Raw genomic sequence first — 19679 nt, 5'->3', positions numbered from 1 at the left:
CGATCCATCCGGATCGCCTTTTTTATTACTTCACCACCTTCAAACTGGGTCGACCGCTTGGGCGCGGCGGCTCGTCATCGGGTGGCGGCTGATCATCTTCCTGCTCGATCTCTTCCTCGTCATCCAGAGGCGACTCAAGATCGAACACCATACCCTGACCATTTTCCCGGGCGTAAATGCCCAGGATTGCGCCCACAGGCACGTACAGGGTATGAGGAACACCACCGAAGCGCCCCTCGAAGCTGACCGCCTCGTTATCCATGTGCAGATGACGAACAGCCGCAGGAGAAACGTTCAGAACAATCTGTCCATCACTGGCAAACCCCTGGGGGACCTGCACCGACGGAAACTCGGAATTGACCAGCATGTGCGGTGTGCAGTCGTTGTCCACAATCCACTCATAGAGCGCGCGGACCAAATAAGGTCGACTGGAGTTCATAGCGGCTCCTTAAGCCTTAGCGCATATCGCGTTCGGTAGCAGACAGACTCGCCTGGAATGCCGCACGCGCAAACTGGCGCTCCATATAATCAAGCAGCGGCTTGGCAGGCCGCGGCAGTTCGATACCTAGCTTCGGTAAACGCCAGAGTATTGGCAATAGGCAACAATCCACCAGGCTTTGTTCATCACTCAGGAAAAAAGGTTTGTCGGCAAATAACGGCGAAACCCCCGTGAGACTTTCACGCAACTCCTTGCGAGCCTGTACGCGCGCGGGTTCCTTGGTCCGCGAATCCAGAATCAGGTCCACCAGGCCACACCAGTCGCGCTGAATGCGATGAATCAGCAGACGGCTGTTGGCACGCGCCACGGGATAAACCGGCAGCAAAGGCGGATGCGGGTAACGCTCATCCAGGTATTCCATCACCACCGTCGACTCCCACAACGCCAGGTCACGATCGACCAGGGTGGGCAAGCTGCCGTAGGGGTTCACTTCGATCAGCTTTGGCGGCTGACGACCCGCCTCCACACTGATGATCTCGGCGCTGACACCCTTCTCTGCCAGTACGATTCGCACTCGGTGGGAATAGTGGTCGGCGGGGTCGGAGTAACAGGCCAACCGATTGGTCACGCCCATGGCGATCCTCCTCGCTTGTTGAAATTATCGGAGCGGAAAAACGAGCGCGCCCAGAGGGCGCCTCCCGTAACGCCTGGATGACCAGACTCGTTACACTTTCGGAGGCGCCCTTGGGCGCGCGCGGTTAACAGCAATTACTTGAAGCTATATCAATGCACATCTTTCCAGTATTCGCGCTTGAGCAGATAGGCGAATACGAAGAAGAACGCCAGGTACAGCAACACATAGGTACCAATGCGCTGGTGCTCCAGCTTAACCGGGTTAGCCGAGTAAGCGAGGAAGGTTACCAGATTCTTGACCTTCTCATCGAACTGCTCTTCGGTCAGGGCACCGGACTTCGGCACGATGGTCAACTGATCGCACGCTTCATGAGTCAGCGGCGTACCGGTCAGCGGATCATATTGCTTCTTGCCATGCTCGACGACCTGAACCTGTTTGCACCCTACGACCTGGCGACCTTGCAGGCCCACCAGCACGTTAGGCATGCCCACGTTCGGGAACACCTTGTTGTTCACACCCCAAGGGCGCGACGGGTCTTCGTAGAACGACTTCAGGTAGCCGTACAGCCAGTCGGTACCCCGAACACGAGCCACCAGGGTCAGATCAGGCGGCGCAGCGCCGAACCAGGCCTTGGCGTCTGCCGGCTGCATGCCGATGCTCATGTGGTCGCCGATCTTGGCGCCGGTGAACACCAGGTTCTTCAACATCAGATCGTGAGGAATCCCCAGATCGTCGGCAACGCGCTCATAGCGCTGGAACTTGGCACTGTGGCAACCCATGCAGTAGTTGGCGAACGTACGCGCGCCATCTTGCATTGCCGCTTTGTCGGAAACGTCGATATCTACCTTTTCCAGCTCAGGACCGCCCGCCGAAGAGGCGAACGAGAACACAGGCATAGCCGCAAGAATCAGTACAGCAAATAGCTTTTTCATCAGCCAGTCACCCTTTCCGGAACCGGTTTGGTCTTCTCGAGCCTGGTGTAGAACGGCATCAGAATGAAGTAGGCGAAGTACAGGAAGGTACATACCTGCGACAGCAGCGTACGACCTGGTGTTGGAGCCAACACACCCAGCACACCCAGAATCACGAACGAAATGCAGAACACCCAGAGCCAGATCTTGCTCAGCCAGCCTTTGTAGCGCATGGATTTGACCGGACTGCGGTCAAGCCAAGGCAGGACAAACAGCACGGCAATCGCGGCACCCATGGCGATGACGCCCAGGAGCTTGTCCGGAACCGCACGCAGGATCGCGTAGAACGGGGTGAAGTACCAGACCGGAGCGATGTGCTCAGGGGTCTTGAACGCGTTCGCCACTTCAAAGTTCGGCTTCTCGAGGAAGTAACCGCCCATTTCCGGGAAGAAGAACACGATCGAGCAGAAGATGAACAGGAACACCACGACGCCGACGATATCCTTCACGGTGTAGTACGGGTGGAAGGCAATGCCATCCAGCGGTACGCCGTTTTCGTCCTTGTGCTTCTTGATGTCCACGCCGTCAGGGTTGTTCGAACCGACTTCGTGCAGCGCCAGGACGTGCAGCACTACCAGACCGAGAATCACGATCGGCAAGGCGACTACGTGCAAGGCGAAGAAGCGGTTCAGGGTGATGCCCGAAATCAGGTAGTCACCACGGATCCACTGGGTCAGGTCGTCGCCGATGACCGGGATCGCACCGAACAGCGAGATGATCACCTGGGCACCCCAGTAGGACATCTGGCCCCAAGGCAGCAGGTAGCCCATGAAGGCCTCCGCCATCAGCGCCAGGTAGATCAGCATGCCGAACACCCACACCAGCTCACGCGGCTTCTGGTACGAACCGTAGAGCAGGCCACGGAACATGTGCAGGTAAACCACGATGAAGAACGCCGAAGCGCCCGTGGAGTGCAGCAGACGCAGGATCGAGCCGTACTCGACGTCGCGCATGATGTATTCGACGGAGGCGAACGCCTCTTCCGCCGACGGGGTGTAGCTCATGGTCAACCAGACGCCGGTTACGATCTGGTTAACCAGAACCAGCAGCGCCAGAGAGCCAAAGAAGTAGAAGAAGTTGAAGTTCTTCGGGGCGTAGTACTTGCTGAGATGGTCTTCCCACATTTTGGTCGCGGGAAAGCGCGCATCAACCCAATCCATGAACTTGCTCATCACGCTTTCTCCGTATCGACGCCGACGACAATGATGTCATCCGACTCATAGGAATGCGGGGGAACTGGCAGGTTCAAAGGCGCAGGCTGCGACTTGAAGACACGGCCAGCCAGATCGTAGTGGGAACCGTGGCAAGGGCAGAAATAACCCCCTACCCATTTCGGACCAAGATCCGCTGGCGCCACTTCTGGACGGAAGGTCGGGGAACAGCCCAGGTGCGTGCAAATACCGATCAGCAGCAGAACCTCTGGCTTGATCGAACGCGTCTTGGGATCCACATAAGTCGGTTGTACCGAGCTCTTGGAGTCCGGATCGGAGAGTTCACCCTCGATCTTTGTAAGATTCCCCAAAATTTCCTGGGTACGGCGGACAATGAACACCGGCTGACCGCGCCATTCAGCAATCATTTGCTGACCTGGTTCGATTTTGCTGACATTCACCTTCACCGGTGCACCTGCGGCCTTCGCCTTGGCACTGGGAAACCACGACCCCACGAACGGGACCGCAGCCCCCACCGCTCCTGCAGCACCCACCACGGATGTGGCTGCTACCAGAAAGCGACGCCGGCCTGCATTCACGCCGTCATTGCTCATTCAGTCCTCTCCCATCAGCTTTGTGGCCTGTTAAATCAGGCATCTACTAAGTAAAAATCTGAACTTATAAAAATTTTGCCGAATGGTAATGAAAAGCCCCAATTCTGACAAGGTAATTACCACCCGACACAACCGCCAAGCCTTGCAGTATAGGGCCTCTACGGATGTGGCAAGTTGTCACACCACAAATCTTCGCCCATAAAAAACGCCCAGCTCCGTGAGGAGACTGGGCGCTTTGAACGCGAGAGCGAATTAACGCTTCGAGTACTGCGGACGCTTACGCGCTTTACGCAGACCAACTTTCTTACGTTCAACTTCACGTGCATCGCGAGTCACGAAGCCAGCTTTGCGCAGAGCGCCACGCAGGGTTTCGTCGTACTGCATCAGAGCGCGAGTGATACCGTGGCGGATTGCGCCAGCTTGACCACTTACACCACCACCGATCACGGTGACGTAGATGTCGAACTTCTCGACAGTCTCAGTCAATTCCAGCGGCTGACGAACTACCATGCGGGCAGTTTCGCGACCGAAGAAATTATCCAGGGAGCGGTTGTTGATGGAGATGTTACCAGTACCCGGACGCAGGAAAACGCGTGCGGTTGCGGTCTTGCGACGGCCAGTGCCGTAATTTTGAGTCGCCGACATAATGAACTATTCCGTTAAAACTTCAGTTCTTGGGGCTGCTGAGCAGTATGAGGGTGAACAGCGCCCGCATAGACTTTCAGCTTACGATACATGTCGCGACCCAGTGGGTTCTTAGGCAGCATGCCTTTAACCGCGGTCTCGATCACGCGCTCAGGGGCTTTAGCGATCAGCTTTTCGAAGTTGATCGACTTGATGCCGCCCGGGAAACCGGAGTGAGAGTAGTAGATTTTGTCGGTGGTTTTAGCACCGGTTACACGAATCTGCTCGGCGTTGATAACGACGATGTAGTCGCCGGTGTCAACGTGAGGCGTGTACTCAGCTTTATGCTTGCCACGCAGACGGCTCGCGATTTCGGTGGCCAGACGACCCAGGGTCTGACCTGCAGCGTCGACGACAAACCAGTCGCGCTGTACTGTTTCCGGTTTAGCAGTAAAAGTTTTCATTCTTTATAGCCTCAGGGGCCGCCCTGTAAATTAGACGGCGGATCTTACTGAATAGTGCGTACTTTGACAAGTCAAAGGCAGCCGGGTACAGACGCTATCGGGGGCTCGGGTCGGCGCGTCCGTTCAACGGCAAGATTCTTCGGCGGCGGCGCATCACTTCCACTGCAGAAAGAGGTGCGCAATTATGCAGATTGCGAAAAATTTTTCAACCTGCTTTTATGATTGTTTTGCCAAGGGAGCACCCGATGGACTATCGCCAGCTAGGCCGCACCGACCTGAAAGTGAGCGGCATCTGCCTCGGAACCATGACCTGGGGCGAGCAAAACAGCGAGGCTGAAGCCTTCGCGCAGATTGAACGAGCCAAAAACGCCGGGATCAATTTCATCGACACCGCGGAGATGTACCCGGTACCGCCCAAGGCCGAAACCTACGCCAGCACCGAGCGCTACATCGGCAATTATTTCAAGCGCCACGGCGATCGCGCCGACTGGGTCCTGGCCAGCAAGATCGCGGGGCCAGGCAACACCATCGACTACATCCGCGACGGCCATCTCAAGCACAATCGCGAACACATCGTCCAGGCCCTGGATGCCAGCCTCAAGCGCCTGCAGACCGACTGGATCGACCTCTACCAGCTGCACTGGCCGGAGCGCAGCACCAACTTTTTTGGCCAGCTGGGCTACACACACAAGAGCGAAGTCAACCTGACACCGCTCGAGGACACCCTTGAGGCGCTGGACGAGCAGGTCAAGGCCGGCAAGATTCGCCACATCGGCCTGTCCAACGAAACCCCGTGGGGCACCATGCGCTTCCTCGCCCTGGCCGAAGCCCGTGGCTGGCCACGGACAGTCTCGATCCAGAACCCCTACAACCTGCTCAACCGCAGCTTTGAAGTGGGCCTGGCAGAAATCGCCATTCGCGAACAGTGCGGATTGCTCGCCTATTCCCCCCTGGCGTTCGGTTTCCTCTCAGGCAAGTACGAAGGTGGGGCGCGCCCGGCAAAAGGTCGCCTGAGCCTCTACAGTCGCTTCAGCCGCTACTTCAACCCGCAGTCGGAAGCCGCCTGCAGCCGCTACGTGGCACTGGCCCGCGAGCACGGTCTTGACCCGGCGCAAATGGCCCTGGCGTTCGTCAACCAGCAACCGTTCGTCACCAGCAACATCATCGGTGCAACGACGCTGGAACAACTGGACAGCAACATCGCCAGCTTCGACCTGAAACTGTCCCACGAAGTGCTGGCGGGAATCGAGGCAATCCACAAGGATCACCCGAACCCTGCGCCCTGATTGATTTCCGACCCCATTCGTCGGAACGCCGCCCGGAGCAAGCCCGTTCCCACACCGGACCTGCACCCGACCACACAGGGTGTGATGGACGCGGGCCCTGATGGGAGCGGGCTTGCCCGCGATGACGAGAGTCAACTCACAACCCATTCAAAGCGACCGCGCAATGATCTCCTTCATGATTTCATTGGTCCCGGCATAGATCCGCTGCACGCGCGCATCTGCCCATGCCCGGGCGATCGGGTACTCCCACATGAAGCCGTAGCCGCCGTGCAGCTGCACGCACTCGTCGAGCACCTTGCATTGCAGGTCGGTGCCCCAGTACTTGGCCATCGCCGCCGTCGGCACGTCGAGCTTGCCTTGCAGGTGCAGTTCCAGGCAGCGGTCGACGAACACCCGGCCAATCTGGATCTCAGTGGCCATTTCCGCCAGCTTGAAGCGGGTGTTCTGGAAGTCGGCGATCGACTTGCCGAACGCCTTGCGCTCGCGGGTATAGTCCAGCGTCCACTGCAGCGCCGCCTCGGCCGAGGCCAGGCCACCGACGGCCACCGTCAGGCGCTCCTGTGGCAGCTCTTGCATCAGGTAGGCAAAGCCCATCCCGGCCTGCCCCAACAGGTTCTCCTTGGGAATCCGCACATCCTGAAAGAACAGCTCGGAGGTGTCCTGGGCCTTCATGCCGACCTTTTCCAGGCGCTTGCCCTTGTCGAAACCCGGGGTGCCGGCTTCCACCAGGAACAGGCTGGTGCCCTTGGCCCCGGCCTTGGGATCGGTCTTGGCCACGACAATCACCAGGTCCGCGAGAAAGCCGTTGGTGATGAAGGTTTTCGAGCCGTTGATCACGTACTCGTCACCGTCCAGCACTGCGGTGGTTTTCACCCCTTGCAGGTCGGAGCCGGCACCGGGCTCGGTCATGGCAATGGCGGTGACCATTTCCCCCGAGACCAGCTTGGGCAGGTATTTGTGTTTCAGGGCTTCACTGCCGTAATGCAGGATGTACGGCGCGACGATATCCGAATGCAGGGAAAAACCGATGCCGGTCAACCCCAGCCGCCCTACCTCCTCGATGACCACCGCGCTGTAGAGAAAATCCGCACCGAGGCCACCGTACTCTTCCGGCAGATGGGAGCACAGCATCCCCGCCTCCCCTGCCTTGCTCCAGAGTTTACGGTCGATAAAACCCTGCTTTTCCCATTGAGCATGAAAGGGCACGGCCTCTTTTTCGAGGAAGGTTCGTACGCTGTCGCGAAACAGTTCGTGCTCGGAACTGAACAAGGTTCTTGGAATCATCGGGGCACCTGTGATTATTGTTGGCCGAAAATTGAATCCCAGAGCCTAAGCCCCACGCCCGGAACAGGACACTGGACACATCAGCCAAAAAATAAGACGATCCAGCCGCTTGGTGACCACTTTCCCCTATAAGAATAAATTGAATTATGTCTATCCAACCCTCCTCGCCCTTGCGGCGAGTCAGTATCCTGGCTATCGACCGGGTTTTTGCCTACACCCTCATGCAGGCCAAGGATTTCTTCCACCTGGCCAGCCTGCGCTACGGCAAACAACAGGGTCATGGCCTGACTCCCGGATTCGAAACCCGCGTGGTCAGCCCCGACGGCAAACCCGTCAACAGCTTCAGCGATGTGCTGATGCCGGTGGACGGTGGCCTGGAAAACACTGACATCATCATCCTCCCGGCCTTCTGGGACGATTTCGACACCCTGTGCCAACGTTATCCACAAGTGCTGCCATGGTTGCGCGAGCAACACGCCCGTGGCGCGGTGCTCTGCGGCGAGGCCACCGGGGTGTTCTGGCTGGCCGAAGCCGGATTGCTCGATGGCAAGGAAGCGACCACCTACTGGCGCTTTTTCAACGCCTTCGAGGAACGCTTCCCCAATGTCCAGCTCAACAAGGACAAGCACCTGACCGACGCCGACAACCTGTACTGCGCCGGCGGCACCACCTCGGCCTGCGATCTCTATATCTACCTGATCGAGCGTTTCTGCGGCGCCAACGTATCCCAGGCCGTGGCCCGTGACATCCTGTATGAAGTGCAGCGCAGCTATTCCCCCGGCCGCATTGGCTTCGGCGGACAGAAGCTGCATCAGGATGTGATCATCCTGCAGATCCAGCACTGGCTCGAAGAACACTTTGCCGACAAGTTCCGCTTCGAAGACGTCGCCCGTGAACACGGCATGAGCATCCGCAACTTCATGCGCCGCTTCCAGACCGCCACCGGCGACAAGCCGCTGCACTACCTGCAACGGTTGCGCATCGAAACCGCCAAGGGCCTGCTCTCGGGCAGCCGCAAGAGCATCAAGACCATCAGCTACGAAGTCGGCTACGACGACGCGAGCTTCTTCGCCCGTCTGTTCCGCCAGCACACCGAACTGTCGCCGAACCAGTATCGGCAGCAGTTTCAGCAGGCTGCATAGCCGAACACCAACCGAATGTGGGAGCGAGCCTGCTCGCTTCCACATAGAATCTTGCGCCGGCCACGCAGTTCTTTCGCTGTGCATTTTCCTACGCAAAAAACGGAATACAGAGCGTCGGAGAACCCAGCCCTGCCCACAGACGCAGCCCCTTAAAAAACTTCAACATCCTCCCTGCAAACACCATCAGGGAAGATCAACCATGACTATCGGATCAAGCTACAACTACCCTTCATACATCGCCAAGGAGGCCGCCCGAACAAAGCGCTCGGCTAAAAACAAATGGGCGGCTCGCTTTCCAAATCCGCCGGATTTGTGCTTTGACTATCGAGCACTGTTAGAACAGGAAAACGGCATCGCCAGGGCAACTGACCCGCAACATAAAATCTGCATCATCGGCGCCGGCGTCACAGGCCTGACCGCCGCCAGAGAACTCTATCGCTGCGGCTTTACCCATATCACTCTCATCGAACAATCCAGACGCATCGGCGGCAGGCATCTGACCGTTCCCGGCAGCCGAAACTCGGCAGCAAGCCATACACCGTTTGAAATGGGCGCCATGCGCATGCCCTTCTTCAACCGGGCGGATGAGCCACCGACAGAAGGTCGGTCGCTGATGGCTTACTACGCCAATCAATTTGAATTGGCGTTTTCAGACTTCGCCAACCCCGGTAGCCAATGGGTTCACTCGACAGGCATCTATCTCCGGGAGGGCAGCATGGGCGGCGGATCGGCGCCGCAAATGTTGATATGGAAAAACGAAGACGGCGTCACACCGCCTCCCGGCGATGAATTGCAAAAGGTTTATTCCAAGTGGAAAGCCTTTGCCGATCGCATGACCCGCCACGTTGCTGAGCTCTATGCGAGCCAGGAATGGGAAGCCATATGGGCTTCTATCGTTGAAAAATACGAGAGTGTCTCGTTCCGCGACCTGGTCAGCATGCCAGCACTGGAAGCTTGGGATGGCCGCTCACCCGGGGATTTCGGCGGAATGGGAATGTCTGCGCAAGAGTCCGCAATTTTTTACGCGATAGGTATAGGTGACGGTAGCTGGGGAGCTTTTTACGACGTCTGCTGCCTCTACCCTCTGCGTACCGCGATTTTCGGTTTCAGCAGCCAATTGCAACTGATCCATGGTCGAGTGGACTCAAACGGCGATCCACTGGATTCGCCCTACCTGAATAGCGAAGCCGTTTTTGACTCAATGGGGCAGAGTTTCGACAGGCCCCGCTACATCGGCCTCGCCGCTTTGGACGAATGCCTGCTGTTTGTGAAAACCGACGAAACCGGAAAGTCCATCTACGAACATTGCCTCGAAAGAAGCAATGGGCTTCTCACCGACTCATCCGTCACAAAACTGGAAAAGCTGCCCAATCAAAAAATACGCGTCTATTACAACTGGAAACACAGTCAACCCGAGCAAATCCAGGAGCAATTTGATGACTTTGACTCGGTCATCATGACACTACCCTCCTGGCTGATTGAAACTCGAATCAAGCTCGAAAATTTCACCCAGGAGATGCTGCCTTTCGAGACGATTAACGCCTACAAAACCGCACACTGGGAAACTAGCTGCAAAGTGTTTGCACCGCTGAAAAAATCATTTCTCTCGAAAAACAAAAACATCCCGCAAGCCATCGTAACCGACAGTTTTATCCACGATGTCTATACCTACCGCTACAACGACAATTACAGCTATGACTGCATCCTGTTGAGTTACACCTGGGAAGATGACGCAACCAAGCTCGCCTCATTCAGCGATAAGGAGTTGGTATCAAAATGCGCCGAAGAGCTGGATCGCATACTCATGAACTCTGCCAACGTCCAGGAAAAAATCTCTCCCTACATCGGCATTGATCAAGCGGTGGTTCAGCGCTGGATCACTGATAAAAATGCTCTGGGCTGTGCCAAGCTTTACCGACCGGGCACCTACTATGATGCCGTCGGCCTGATGAAGTACAACCGGGACCTTGCTCATGTATCAGGCTTATATTTGTCCGGTGAGTCATTTTCCGTCGATGCCGGTTGGACGGAGCCATGTTTTCGCGGTGCTGTCGATGCAGTGATTCATATCTGCAACAAAACCGCCGCGACCTTCAATGGCGGATTTTCCTTGAGCGACTACCCGCACTACCAACTCAAAATCTGATCACATCCCCGTTCCAGAGCCATGCACGCAATACATGGCTCCACCCCTCGCGCCGGCTACCCACCGCCATCAAACATCATTCTGATCCATTTCCGGACAAGGACTACGACCTAAACGGAAGTAGCTGACTTACACCCCACTCCTGATTCCCCTCTTATACACACGCCATTTAACAGTTTGAAAAACAATAAAAAGAGGAATGACGGAATGACTGAGTCAACAAGCCCTGTTCGTGTAGCAGTCGTGCAATTCGATCCACAAGTCGGCATCGAGAAATGCGTAGGTAATCTGCGTCGCAGCCTGGAATTGGCGCTTGAGGCGGTAAACGGCGGTGCAAATCTCATCGTTCTGCCCGAGCTTTCCAATACCGGCTATTTCTTCAGCAATCGACAGGATGCCTTCGCCCATGCCCAAGCGGTTCCCGACGGGCCAAGCGTGCAGTGCTGGATCGACTTCGCCCGCGAACACAACGTTTACCTCGTGGCCGGTCTGGCCGAACGCGACGGCATGCGACTCTTCAACACCGGCGTTCTGGTGGGACCAGACGGTTTTATTGGCAAGTACCGCAAAGCCCATTTGTGGAATCTGGAGAAGCTCTGGTTCACCCCCGGCGACCTGGGTTTCCCGGTTTTCGACACACCGATCGGCCGCATCGGGCTGTTGATCTGCTGGGACATCTGGTTCCCGGAGGTGCCACGGATCCTCGCCCAGCAAGGCGCAGACATCATTTGCAGCCTGAACAACTGGGTCTGGACACCGCCGCCGCTGTTCGACGATGCCGGTAAGTGCATGGCGTCGTATCTGACGATGACCGCCGCTCACGTCAACAACGTGTTTATCGCTGCCGCCAGCCGGATCGGCGAGGAGCGCGGCGCGCGCTACCTGGGTTGCTCGTTGATTGCCGGAACCAACGGCTGGCCGATTGGCGCCGTGGCTTCGGCAGACAGGCAGGAAATCCTGTTTGCCGATGTCGATCTGACCAGCTCCCGCAGTGCGCCCATCTGGAACAACCTGAATGATCTGCATCGCGATCGCCGAGCCGATCTTTACGATCAGATGCTCGGCTACACCCAACACCCTTGCCTCCCACGTTGATCAGGAGGCCTATCGCATGGAAGTTACAACCGACAAAAACCAACCATCGCGCAAGTCACCGATTGATACAGCCGTCGCCCTGCTAATGATCGGCGCGACACTGCTGATCGTCTGGCTTTCTTTCAGCAACCGGACTTTCTGGGGAGCGCATTGGCCCGGGTACGGCGACATGGTATCGCTGCTACCCGAACCGAGTGCCTGGTTGCGTTGGGTGTTAGGTGACATCAGCGAGGTGGCTTTCTACAAGCACGAGTTCGCCTCGATCGGTCTGCTGGCGGGCGCTTATCTGGCTTACTGGGCGAATCGAACGGGAAAATCCTGGCAAGGGTTTGCCATCTCCTATGGAACGGGACTTTGGCCCTGGCTGGTCACCAGTTCGTTGCTCGGGCTGCTGCTGAGCAATCTGCTGTGGGGCTGGACGGTGACAGCCACAACCTGGCAACCCACATTCGTAGCATTCGTCTCGCTGCCAGCGGCGATGGTGCTGATGTTTGGCGGAGGCTGGAAGGTCACGATCAACGGCGCACTCATGGGCGCCGTATTCGTCACACCGATGTGCCTGCTGATCGTCAACTACGTGTGCCAACCGCTGGCCTTGCCTGCAGTGATTGGCAATGTGCTGGGCATGGCGGTTGCCAGCGTCCTGGCGTTTCTGTTCTGCCGCTATTGGCCGAATTTGGTGAAATCCAGGTCGTCGGAAACACCACCCGCCTCGATCGCCCCCCCCAAGGCGCCCGACTATGGCGTCATCTGGAGCCTGCGCCGGATTCTGGCGGACTTTTCCGAAGCACCGTTCTTCGGCAATGAACTGGCCAGCCTTGGCCTGATACTGGGTGCATTGCTGGCGTACAGCTTGAATCCTTCAAGCCCCGCGTACGGATCGGGCCTGTTGCTGCACATCATTGGCGCGCAGGCATTAGCCTCGGCCATCGGCGTGCTGATCTGGCGTCAACAATGGATGTTGCGCGGCTGGTATCCCACTTACATCCCGCTGGTTTCAGTGGTGCCCGCGGCGATCCTGGCCTATGGCGGCAGCTGGCAGATTATCGTCTCAAGTGCACTGCTGGGGGCATTGCTCGCACCACCGCTGGCCTGTGGGATTGCCAGGAAATTACCGGCCGACATGCACGCCTACATCGCCAATGTACTGTCGATGGCCATCAGCACACTGCTGATCGTGCCGCTGATCGGTTTTCTGATCGCTGATTAATGCCCCAGCCATTCGGCTGTATCGCGGCCTCAATAGCGGATACAGCCACTTTTCATTACAAACAAGCGAGGTATCCCATGGACCTGCCCAAACTGTCCATCGCGGCACTTGGCGGCACGGTAAGCATGCAAGCGAGCAATGCCGGTGAAGGCGTCATCCCGACCGTCAGCGGCGAAGCCCTGCTGACTTCCATACCGGAACTGACGACACTGGCCGGAGTCACCGTCGAGACCCTCGGCCTGCTGCCCAGTGCGTCCCTGGATTTCGAGTTTTTGCTGAACGTATTGTCCTGGGCTGAGTTTCAGGTCAAACAGGGCGCCGTTGGGGTCGTGATAACCCAGGGCACCGACACCCTCGAAGAAGCCGCGGTGTTTTTGGATTACCTGTGGCCCTACGACACCCCCTTGGTGCTGACCGGTGCCATGCGTTCCGCAGCGCAGCCAGGTGCCGATGGACCGGCCAATCTGCTGGATGCATGTCGCGTTGCCTTGGCGCAGAACAGCCGGCAGCGCGGTGTCCAGGTCGTAATGAACGGACAGATTCATCAAGCGTGCAGCGTACGCAAAACCGATTCGCTGGCATTGCAGGCGTTTTCCTCTCCAGTCGTGGGGCCCGCGGGCCTACTGTTGGAAGACCGTGTTCGCTACCTGCACCCGCCAGGGCCGCGCACGGTGTTACCGTTGCCGCAACAGACCACACAGAAGGTTGCGCTACTTGAGGCCTCACTTTCGGCCGACACCCTGCTACTGGAAAATATTCTCGCACTCGATTACGACGGACTGGTGATCGGCGGTTTCGGCGCCGGCCACATCTCGCAGCGCTGGGCGACAACGATTGAGCATGTTGCCAAACGAATCCCCGTAATCATTGCGACCCGAACCGGCTCCGGCTCCACCGCACGTGCCTCTTACGGTTTTGGCGGTGGTGAAATGGACTTGATCCGTAAGGGGGCATCGATGGCGGGTTTTCTATGTCCGCGAAAAGCCAGAATTCTGCTTTGGTTGCTGCTTGGTTGCCAACGGCAGCACGAGCTTGCGCAGTATCTCAACGAAGAAGTTTGACTTCAAAACAATGTACAAACCTGCGGTCGGAGGATTTGCGCTGACAAAAAAGGCCTGCAATGCAGGCCCTTTTTTATTTTCCGAAACGCACTACGGCTTGTGTGCCCGCGACAGGAACTCGTGGGACTGCATTTCCAGCAGGCGGCTGAGGGTGCGCTGGAACTCGAAGTTCAGGCGACCGCCGGTATAGAGGTCCTTGAGTTCGACTTCAGCGGAAATGATCAGCTTGACGTTACGGTCGTAGAACTCGTCGACCATGTTGATGAAACGCCGGGCGATGTCATCGGTGGTGACGCTCATCTGCTCTACGCCGCTGAGCAGCACGGCGTGGAAGATCTTGCCCAGTTCGATGTAGTCGTTCTGGCTGCGCGGACCGTCGCACAGTTCGCGGAAGTCGAACCAGGCAACGTCGTCGCAAGTGCGCAAGGCGCGAATCTCGCGGTTCTCGATCATCAGCACGTCATTCTCGACCGCAGCCGTGCATTCCGGCGTCAGCGCGCGGAAACTCTTGCGCAGGCTTTCGTGGGACGCTTCGTCGAGCGGACAGTGGAACAGCTCCGCTTGCTCCAGGTGACGCAGACGGTAGTCGACGCCGCTGTCGACGTTGACGATGTCGGTATTCTGCTTGATCAGCGCGATAGCCGGCAGGAACCGCGCGCGCTGCAGACCGTCCTTGTACAGGCCGTCCGGCACGATGTTCGACGTGGCCACCAGGGTCACGCCGTTCTTGAACAGCTCTTCCATCAGGGTGCCAAGGATCATCGCGTCGGTGATGTCGGACACGAAGAACTCATCGAAACAGATCACCCGCGCTTCGTTGGAAAAACGCTTGGCGATGATGGTCAGCGGGTTTTTCTCGCCGCCCAGGGTCTTCATCTCTTCGTGCACACGCTTCATGAAGCGGTGGAAGTGAGTACGGGACTTTTCCTTGAACGGCAGCGCTTCGTAGAAGGTGTCGACCAGGTAAGTCTTGCCACGACCTACGCCGCCCCAGAAGTACAGGCCCTTGACCGGCGCCTGGTCCTTTTTGCCAAACAGCTTGCCGAGCAAGCCCGGCTTGCTCTGCGAAGCCGCGACCAGATCGTCGTACAGGCGCTGCAAATGACGCACAGCAGTTTCCTGGGCCGCGTCGTGGAAGAACTCCGGGCGTTTCAGATCAGCTTGATATCGTTCTAGGGGCGTCATAATTCGTTAGCAAGGCAACAAAAACGGGCCGACACTGTAGCGACGGCCCTGAAGAATGGCAATCGGCCCTTGGTCGGGCCGAGCCGCTGATTATTCCTGTACGGGCGTCAGAGCAACCCGCAGGGCGTCGATAGCAACGTCCCGCGCCGCACTGTCCGCGAAGGCTGGGCTGTCGCCGACACACTGGCCTTCCAGCCAGACGCTGAAGCTCAGGTCTTCACTGCGCACATCCAGTGCTTGTCCGGACTGCAGCTGCTTGGTCACCTGGCCCGCGGCCTTACCGTCGGCGAAGTGACGCGACAACAGCAGTTGCTCGCCATCGGCGGCCAGCAGACGGAAACGGAAACTGCCGTCCTCTTCACGGAAGCTGACAAAGCGCGCGGCTTTCACGGCTTTCTTCTTGGTGGTCGCCGCCACCTGCGTCTGGTTGACGAAGGAACGCAGGCCTACCGCCTCACGCAGTTCATTCAGGAACGGCGTGGCGACCGCACGGGCCTTTTTCGCACCGATCTGCAGAATGTCCTCCAGGTCGGATGGACGCTCCATCAGCTTGTAGTATCGATCGCGGGACTCGCCCAGCTCGCTGTCGAGCAGTTGGAATAGACGGTTCTTCGCCTCGCCCCAGCCCAGGCCCTGCAACAGCTCACTGCGGAACTCGTCGGCCTGTACCGGAGTGGCAAAGGCCTGGAACAAGGTGAACAGGTGCGAGTTGTCCGGGTCCTTGGCTTCGCCCGGGGCGCGGGAGTCGGTGACGATCCGCGAAATCGCGTCCTTCATTTCCTTGGCGCTTGAGAACAACGGAATGGTGTTGTCGTAGCTTTTCGACATCTTGCGGCCATCGAGGCCCGGCAAGGTGGCGACGCTCTCTTCGATCAACGCCTCGGGCATGGTGAAGAACTCTTTGCCCTGGCCAAACAGGTGGTTGAAACGCTGGCCGATGTCGCGGGCCATTTCCACATGCTGGATCTGATCGCGACCGACCGGCACCTTGTGCGCGTTGAACATCAGAATGTCCGCCGCCATCAGCACCGGGTAGCTGTACAGGCCCATGGTGATGCCGGCATCCGGGTCTTCCCCGGTTTCGACGTTCTTGTCCACCGACGCCTTGTAGGCGTGCGCACGGTTGAGCAGGCCCTTGGCCGCGACGCAGGTCAGCAACCAGGTGAGCTCGGGGATTTCCGGGATGTCGGACTGGCGGTAAAAGGTGACCCGATCCACATCCAGGCCACCGGCCAGCCAGGTCGCGGCGATTTCCAGGCGCGAGCGCTGGATGCGCAGCGGGTCATCGCACTTGATCAGGGCGTGGTAGTCGGCCAGGAAGTAGAACGAATCGGCATTGCTGTCACGGCTGGCGACGATTGCCGGGCGGATCGCGCCGGCGTAGTTGCCCAAGTGCGGAGTGCCGGTGGTGGTGATGCCGGTGAGGATGCGCGTACGAGTAGTCATGGGTAATCGCTTATCTGACTGCAATCAATTCGAAAGGCGCGGCAGGATCAGATCCTTGAGATCGGTCAGCTTGCCGTGAAAAAAGTGTCCGCATTCTGCCACTTTCAGCAGCTCATGGGGGCGATCAAGGGCCTCTGACCAGTCGTAAACCAGCTGCGGATCAATGACTTCGTCGGTTTCCGGCTGGATCAGCGTCAGTGCACAGTGCTTGGGTAACTGATCCTGATCACCCAGGCGCATCACCGCCGGCGCCACCATGAACAGCCGATCCAGGGTTTCACCCTTGGCTTCCAGGCGCCCGCCAAGACTGGCCGCGACAAACCCGCCGAAGGAAAAACCGAACAGCGTCATCGGCAAGCCAGGGTGTTTGGCGCGAAACCATTCGGCCGCGGCTTGCGCGTCGTCGACTTCACCGCTGCCCATGTCATGGCTACCAGCGCTGGCGCCTACACCCCGATAATTAAAACGTAATGTGATCAGACCGGCATCGCGGGCAGTGCGCTGCAAGGTCGACACGACTTTATTGAGCATGGTGCCACCCTGCACCGGGTTGGGATGGCAGATCAGCGCCAGGCCGCGTGGTTGCTCGTTGTCCAGGTAAAGGGCCTCGAGCTGGCCGACCGGGCCATCAATCACTACAGGGGTTTCACGCATCAGCAAGGAAGGAACTCCGTGACCTCGAATCGGGTCGACTCGTCTAGCAAATTGTCTGTGCCAATCTATTGCGAGTGAATCGCGGTATACAGCGCAGGTTCGAGCCGTTAACGTAAAGCAAAGCCGTTTATAGAGGAAGGACTCGTGGAACACTCGCTCTTAGTTTGGTTGTTGCCGACTCTTGCCCTGGTTGCCGGTGTCGCCATTGGATTCCTGGTTGCTCGCCTGCTGCCCAATGCCGTGCCTAACAGCACGCAACGACAGTTGGATGACATCCAGGAACGTTTTGACAGCTATCAGAATGAAGTGGTCACCCACTTCAACAGCACCGCAATGCTGGTGAAAAAACTCACTCAGAGCTATCAGGAAGTGCAAGACCACCTCGCCGAGGGCGCCAACCGCCTGGCCCTGGACGAGCAGACTCGCCAACGCCTGCTGGCGGCCCTGCAGGCCGATGCCGTGCAAGCGCCACGGGAACGCCTGACGCCGCCGCGCGACCAGGAACCGCCTCGCGACTACGCCCCCAAAACACCAAACGCACCGGGCATGCTCGACGAGCATTACGGCCTGAAAAAGTAATCAGGTTTCGCGCAATACAAAAAGCCCGCCCGATCTGCTGAGGATCGGGCGGGCTTTTTTACGCCCGGGGTTCAGTCAGGCACTTGCGGGTATTACTGGACCTGGCCGTACTGCTGACCAGGGATCGCCTTGAGATTGACCTCGACGCGACGGTTCTGCGCACGACCATTGGTGTCACCGTTGCTGGCAACCGGACTATCCGGACCGGCACCACGGGCACTCAGGTTGGCACCGCTCACGCCCTGGGACGTCAGGTAGGTGGCCACGCTCTGGGCACGACGCTGGGACAGGTCCATGTTGTGCTGGCGGCTGCCGGTGCTGTCGGTGTAGCCGACGATCTCGATCTGGTTCTGGCTGAACTCCTTCAGGGAGCCGGCCAGGTTATTCAGCGGCTGGTAGAAGCTTGGCGCGATATTCGCCGAATCGGTCGCGAACGTGATGTTGCCCGGCATGATCAGCTTGATCTGATCGCCCTGGCGCTGCACTTCAACACCGGTGTTGGCCATGCTGGCGCGCAGTTTCTTTTCCTGCTGGTCGGCGTAGTAGCCATAACCGGCAGCAGAAGCACCGACCACGGCAGCGCCGATCAGCGCGCCCTTGCCACGGTTGTCGTGGTTGATGGCCGCACCCGCCAGGGCACCTGCCAGGGCACCCAGGCCGCCGTATTTGGCGGTTTTGCTCATGCCCGTGGAGCCGCCGTCGGCCTGACCCTGGTTGTCATAGGGGTTAGGGGACGCACAGCCAGACAACAAGGCCACGGCTGTAGCGACAATAATCAAACGACGCGAGGTGAACATGGAAAGCTCCTACTTTTTTACATTCTGTGGTGCAACGGACGTTGGCAATAGACCCTTGCGGAAGTTGGAACACAGCGACCGACAAAAATTCCGTGGCTGCCTCCAACACCAGGGGATCTAGGCTCGTACAAATGGATTGTCACGCATTTCATCACCCAGGCGGGTATCCGGACCATGTCCGGTTACTACCGTTGCCTCTTCATCGAGGGTGTACAGGCGCTGCTTGATCGAGCGCACGATAGTCGCCTGATCACCGCCCCACAAGTCCGTGCGCCCTACCCCGCGCCGAAACAGCGTGTCACCGGCAATCAGCAGCTTAGCCTCGGAAAACCAGAAGCTCATGGAACCCGGCGTATGCCCCGGCGTGTGCAACGCCACGCCACAACCGCAGGCCAGTTCCTCATCATCGGCCAGCCAGCGATCCGGCGGCGGCACCGGCGTATAGGGCACCCCGAACATGCCGCACTGCATCTCCAGATTGTCCCAGAGGAACTGATCTTCCTTATGCAGGTGCAGGGTGGCGCCGGTTTTCTCCTTCAACTGACCGGAGGCCAGGAAGTGATCCAGGTGCGCATGAGTATGAATGATGCTCACCACCTTCAACCCCAAGGCCTCCAGCCGCGCCAGAATCAACTCATGATTGCCACCCGGGTCGACGACAATCGCCTTTTTAGTGATCGGATCGCCGATGATCGTGCAGTTGCACTGCAAAGGGCCGACGGGGAAGGTTTCGCGGATGAGCGCGGGTTTTGCGACGTCCATGGAGACTCCTGAAGAGTGGATCGCCCATTTTGACCCAGGTCGTCATGGAATGGCGATACCTGGCAGGCAACCCCGGGCCAAGAGCGGTCATTTGATCTTTTTTTGAGAATCAATGATTCGAATTGCCGATCGGGT

General features: G+C 58.1%; 20 protein-coding genes. 7 read left to right on the top strand and 13 right to left on the bottom strand.

Going from position 1 to position 19679, the window contains the following annotated elements:
- Window positions 1–25 precede the first annotated feature (25 nt).
- The 7 genes from CKW25_RS13160 to rplM all read right to left on the bottom strand — a co-directional run bounded on the left by CKW25_RS13160 (window position 26) and on the right by rplM (window position 4897).
- On the bottom strand, window positions 26–439 hold the full coding sequence (locus CKW25_RS13160; RefSeq protein WP_095079809.1) for a ClpXP protease specificity-enhancing factor: 414 nt from the start codon (window positions 437–439) through the stop codon (window positions 26–28).
- Window positions 440–455: 16 nt separating this feature from the next.
- Window positions 456–1073, bottom strand: a complete 618-nt coding sequence (locus CKW25_RS13155) for a glutathione S-transferase N-terminal domain-containing protein (RefSeq protein ID WP_095079808.1) — start codon at window positions 1071–1073, stop codon at window positions 456–458.
- Between the two features lie 149 nt (window positions 1074–1222).
- A complete protein-coding gene (locus CKW25_RS13150; RefSeq protein ID WP_095079806.1) occupies window positions 1223–2005 on the bottom strand; it encodes a cytochrome c1 in 783 nt (260 codons plus the stop codon).
- Window positions 2005–3216, bottom strand: a complete 1212-nt coding sequence (locus CKW25_RS13145) for a cytochrome bc complex cytochrome b subunit (RefSeq protein ID WP_095079805.1) — start codon at window positions 3214–3216, stop codon at window positions 2005–2007. Before CKW25_RS13145 ends, CKW25_RS13150 begins: the two co-directional genes overlap by 1 nt.
- Complete coding sequence (gene petA, locus CKW25_RS13140) at window positions 3216–3809, bottom strand: ubiquinol-cytochrome c reductase iron-sulfur subunit (protein ID WP_095079803.1); 594 nt, start codon at window positions 3807–3809, stop codon at window positions 3216–3218. Before petA ends, CKW25_RS13145 begins: the two co-directional genes overlap by 1 nt.
- 252 nt (window positions 3810–4061) lie before the next feature.
- The gene (gene rpsI / locus CKW25_RS13135; protein WP_002555064.1) at window positions 4062–4454 is read right to left on the bottom strand and encodes a 30S ribosomal protein S9; all 393 of its coding nucleotides are present in this window, start codon (window positions 4452–4454) and stop codon (window positions 4062–4064) included.
- 14 nt (window positions 4455–4468) lie between these two features.
- Window positions 4469–4897 carry a 50S ribosomal protein L13 gene (gene rplM, locus CKW25_RS13130; RefSeq protein ID WP_007905295.1) on the bottom strand — a complete coding sequence of 143 codons (429 nt, stop codon included), beginning with the start codon at window positions 4895–4897 and terminating at the stop codon, window positions 4469–4471.
- 245 nt (window positions 4898–5142) lie between these two features.
- Here rplM and CKW25_RS13125 point away from each other — a divergent pair, with 245 nt between their 5' ends.
- The gene (locus tag CKW25_RS13125) at window positions 5143–6183 is read left to right on the top strand and encodes an NADP(H)-dependent aldo-keto reductase (protein ID WP_095079801.1); all 1041 of its coding nucleotides are present in this window, start codon (window positions 5143–5145) and stop codon (window positions 6181–6183) included.
- 147 nt (window positions 6184–6330) lie between these two features.
- Here CKW25_RS13125 and CKW25_RS13120 read toward each other — a convergent pair whose 3' ends face one another.
- Window positions 6331–7467, bottom strand: a complete 1137-nt coding sequence (locus tag CKW25_RS13120) for an acyl-CoA dehydrogenase family protein (protein ID WP_095079799.1) — start codon at window positions 7465–7467, stop codon at window positions 6331–6333.
- A gap of 245 nt (window positions 7468–7712) precedes the next feature.
- On the opposite strand from CKW25_RS13120, the gene CKW25_RS13115 reads away from it, so the two are divergent.
- The 5 genes from CKW25_RS13115 to CKW25_RS13095 all read left to right on the top strand — a co-directional run bounded on the left by CKW25_RS13115 (window position 7713) and on the right by CKW25_RS13095 (window position 14121).
- On the top strand, window positions 7713–8609 hold the full coding sequence (locus CKW25_RS13115) for a GlxA family transcriptional regulator (RefSeq protein ID WP_172736512.1): 897 nt from the start codon (window positions 7713–7715) through the stop codon (window positions 8607–8609).
- A 199-nt stretch (window positions 8610–8808) separates the two neighbouring features.
- Window positions 8809–10755, top strand: a complete 1947-nt coding sequence (locus tag CKW25_RS13110) for an FAD-dependent oxidoreductase (protein WP_095079796.1) — start codon at window positions 8809–8811, stop codon at window positions 10753–10755.
- 207 nt (window positions 10756–10962) lie between these two features.
- Window positions 10963–11850 carry a nitrilase family protein gene (locus tag CKW25_RS13105; protein WP_095079794.1) on the top strand — a complete coding sequence of 296 codons (888 nt, stop codon included), beginning with the start codon at window positions 10963–10965 and terminating at the stop codon, window positions 11848–11850.
- A gap of 16 nt (window positions 11851–11866) precedes the next feature.
- On the top strand, window positions 11867–13060 hold the full coding sequence (locus tag CKW25_RS13100) for a hypothetical protein (protein WP_095079792.1): 1194 nt from the start codon (window positions 11867–11869) through the stop codon (window positions 13058–13060).
- A 77-nt stretch (window positions 13061–13137) separates the two neighbouring features.
- Complete coding sequence (locus tag CKW25_RS13095; RefSeq protein ID WP_095079791.1) at window positions 13138–14121, top strand: asparaginase; 984 nt, start codon at window positions 13138–13140, stop codon at window positions 14119–14121.
- 90 nt (window positions 14122–14211) lie between these two features.
- Here CKW25_RS13095 and zapE read toward each other — a convergent pair whose 3' ends face one another.
- The 3 genes from zapE to CKW25_RS13080 form a co-directional block, all read right to left on the bottom strand.
- Complete coding sequence (zapE, locus tag CKW25_RS13090) at window positions 14212–15306, bottom strand: cell division protein ZapE (RefSeq protein ID WP_095079789.1); 1095 nt, start codon at window positions 15304–15306, stop codon at window positions 14212–14214.
- A gap of 90 nt (window positions 15307–15396) precedes the next feature.
- The gene (locus tag CKW25_RS13085; RefSeq protein WP_095079788.1) at window positions 15397–16752 is read right to left on the bottom strand and encodes a tryptophan--tRNA ligase; all 1356 of its coding nucleotides are present in this window, start codon (window positions 16750–16752) and stop codon (window positions 15397–15399) included.
- Between the two features lie 24 nt (window positions 16753–16776).
- Complete coding sequence (locus tag CKW25_RS13080) at window positions 16777–17406, bottom strand: alpha/beta hydrolase (RefSeq protein WP_095080053.1); 630 nt, start codon at window positions 17404–17406, stop codon at window positions 16777–16779.
- 144 nt (window positions 17407–17550) lie between these two features.
- Between CKW25_RS13080 and CKW25_RS13075 the strand changes: the two genes are divergently transcribed.
- The gene (locus CKW25_RS13075) at window positions 17551–17985 is read left to right on the top strand and encodes a YhcB family protein (protein WP_095079783.1); all 435 of its coding nucleotides are present in this window, start codon (window positions 17551–17553) and stop codon (window positions 17983–17985) included.
- Window positions 17986–18077: 92 nt separating this feature from the next.
- Here CKW25_RS13075 and CKW25_RS13070 read toward each other — a convergent pair whose 3' ends face one another.
- Together CKW25_RS13070 and CKW25_RS13065 are read right to left on the bottom strand one after the other, a co-directional pair.
- On the bottom strand, window positions 18078–18782 hold the full coding sequence (locus tag CKW25_RS13070; RefSeq protein WP_095079777.1) for an OmpA family protein: 705 nt from the start codon (window positions 18780–18782) through the stop codon (window positions 18078–18080).
- Between the two features lie 117 nt (window positions 18783–18899).
- On the bottom strand, window positions 18900–19544 hold the full coding sequence (locus CKW25_RS13065) for an MBL fold metallo-hydrolase (protein WP_095079775.1): 645 nt from the start codon (window positions 19542–19544) through the stop codon (window positions 18900–18902).
- Between the last annotated feature and the right edge of the window lie 135 nt (window positions 19545–19679).

The organism is Pseudomonas sp. Irchel s3h17 (genome assembly GCF_900187505.1).
Taxonomy (GTDB): Bacteria; Pseudomonadota; Gammaproteobacteria; order Pseudomonadales; family Pseudomonadaceae; genus Aquipseudomonas.
This window is presented reverse-complemented; position numbering and strand designations above follow the sequence as displayed.

Excerpts from the sequence above, each read along its gene's own strand:
- CKW25_RS13150 (WP_095079806.1), bottom strand. The coding sequence starts at position 2,005 with ATGAAAAAGCTATTTGCTGTACTGATTCTTGCGGCTATGCCTGTGTTC.
- CKW25_RS13095 (WP_095079791.1), top strand. The coding sequence starts at position 13,138 with ATGGACCTGCCCAAACTGTCCATCGCGGCACTTGGCGGCACGGTAAGC.
- rplM (WP_007905295.1), bottom strand. The coding sequence starts at position 4,897 with ATGAAAACTTTTACTGCTAAACCGGAAACAGTACAGCGCGACTGGTTT.
- CKW25_RS13145 (WP_095079805.1), bottom strand. The coding sequence starts at position 3,216 with ATGAGCAAGTTCATGGATTGGGTTGATGCGCGCTTTCCCGCGACCAAA.
- rpsI (WP_002555064.1), bottom strand. The coding sequence starts at position 4,454 with ATGTCGGCGACTCAAAATTACGGCACTGGCCGTCGCAAGACCGCAACC.
- CKW25_RS13125 (WP_095079801.1), top strand. The coding sequence starts at position 5,143 with ATGGACTATCGCCAGCTAGGCCGCACCGACCTGAAAGTGAGCGGCATC.
- CKW25_RS13085 (WP_095079788.1), bottom strand. The coding sequence starts at position 16,752 with ATGACTACTCGTACGCGCATCCTCACCGGCATCACCACCACCGGCACT.
- zapE (WP_095079789.1), bottom strand. The coding sequence starts at position 15,306 with ATGACGCCCCTAGAACGATATCAAGCTGATCTGAAACGCCCGGAGTTC.
- CKW25_RS13120 (WP_095079799.1), bottom strand. The coding sequence starts at position 7,467 with ATGATTCCAAGAACCTTGTTCAGTTCCGAGCACGAACTGTTTCGCGAC.
- CKW25_RS13105 (WP_095079794.1), top strand. The coding sequence starts at position 10,963 with ATGACTGAGTCAACAAGCCCTGTTCGTGTAGCAGTCGTGCAATTCGAT.
- CKW25_RS13065 (WP_095079775.1), bottom strand. The coding sequence starts at position 19,544 with ATGGACGTCGCAAAACCCGCGCTCATCCGCGAAACCTTCCCCGTCGGC.
- CKW25_RS13160 (WP_095079809.1), bottom strand. The coding sequence starts at position 439 with ATGAACTCCAGTCGACCTTATTTGGTCCGCGCGCTCTATGAGTGGATT.
- petA (WP_095079803.1), bottom strand. The coding sequence starts at position 3,809 with ATGAGCAATGACGGCGTGAATGCAGGCCGGCGTCGCTTTCTGGTAGCA.
- CKW25_RS13080 (WP_095080053.1), bottom strand. The coding sequence starts at position 17,406 with ATGCGTGAAACCCCTGTAGTGATTGATGGCCCGGTCGGCCAGCTCGAG.
- CKW25_RS13155 (WP_095079808.1), bottom strand. The coding sequence starts at position 1,073 with ATGGGCGTGACCAATCGGTTGGCCTGTTACTCCGACCCCGCCGACCAC.
- CKW25_RS13100 (WP_095079792.1), top strand. The coding sequence starts at position 11,867 with ATGGAAGTTACAACCGACAAAAACCAACCATCGCGCAAGTCACCGATT.
- CKW25_RS13110 (WP_095079796.1), top strand. The coding sequence starts at position 8,809 with ATGACTATCGGATCAAGCTACAACTACCCTTCATACATCGCCAAGGAG.
- CKW25_RS13070 (WP_095079777.1), bottom strand. The coding sequence starts at position 18,782 with ATGTTCACCTCGCGTCGTTTGATTATTGTCGCTACAGCCGTGGCCTTG.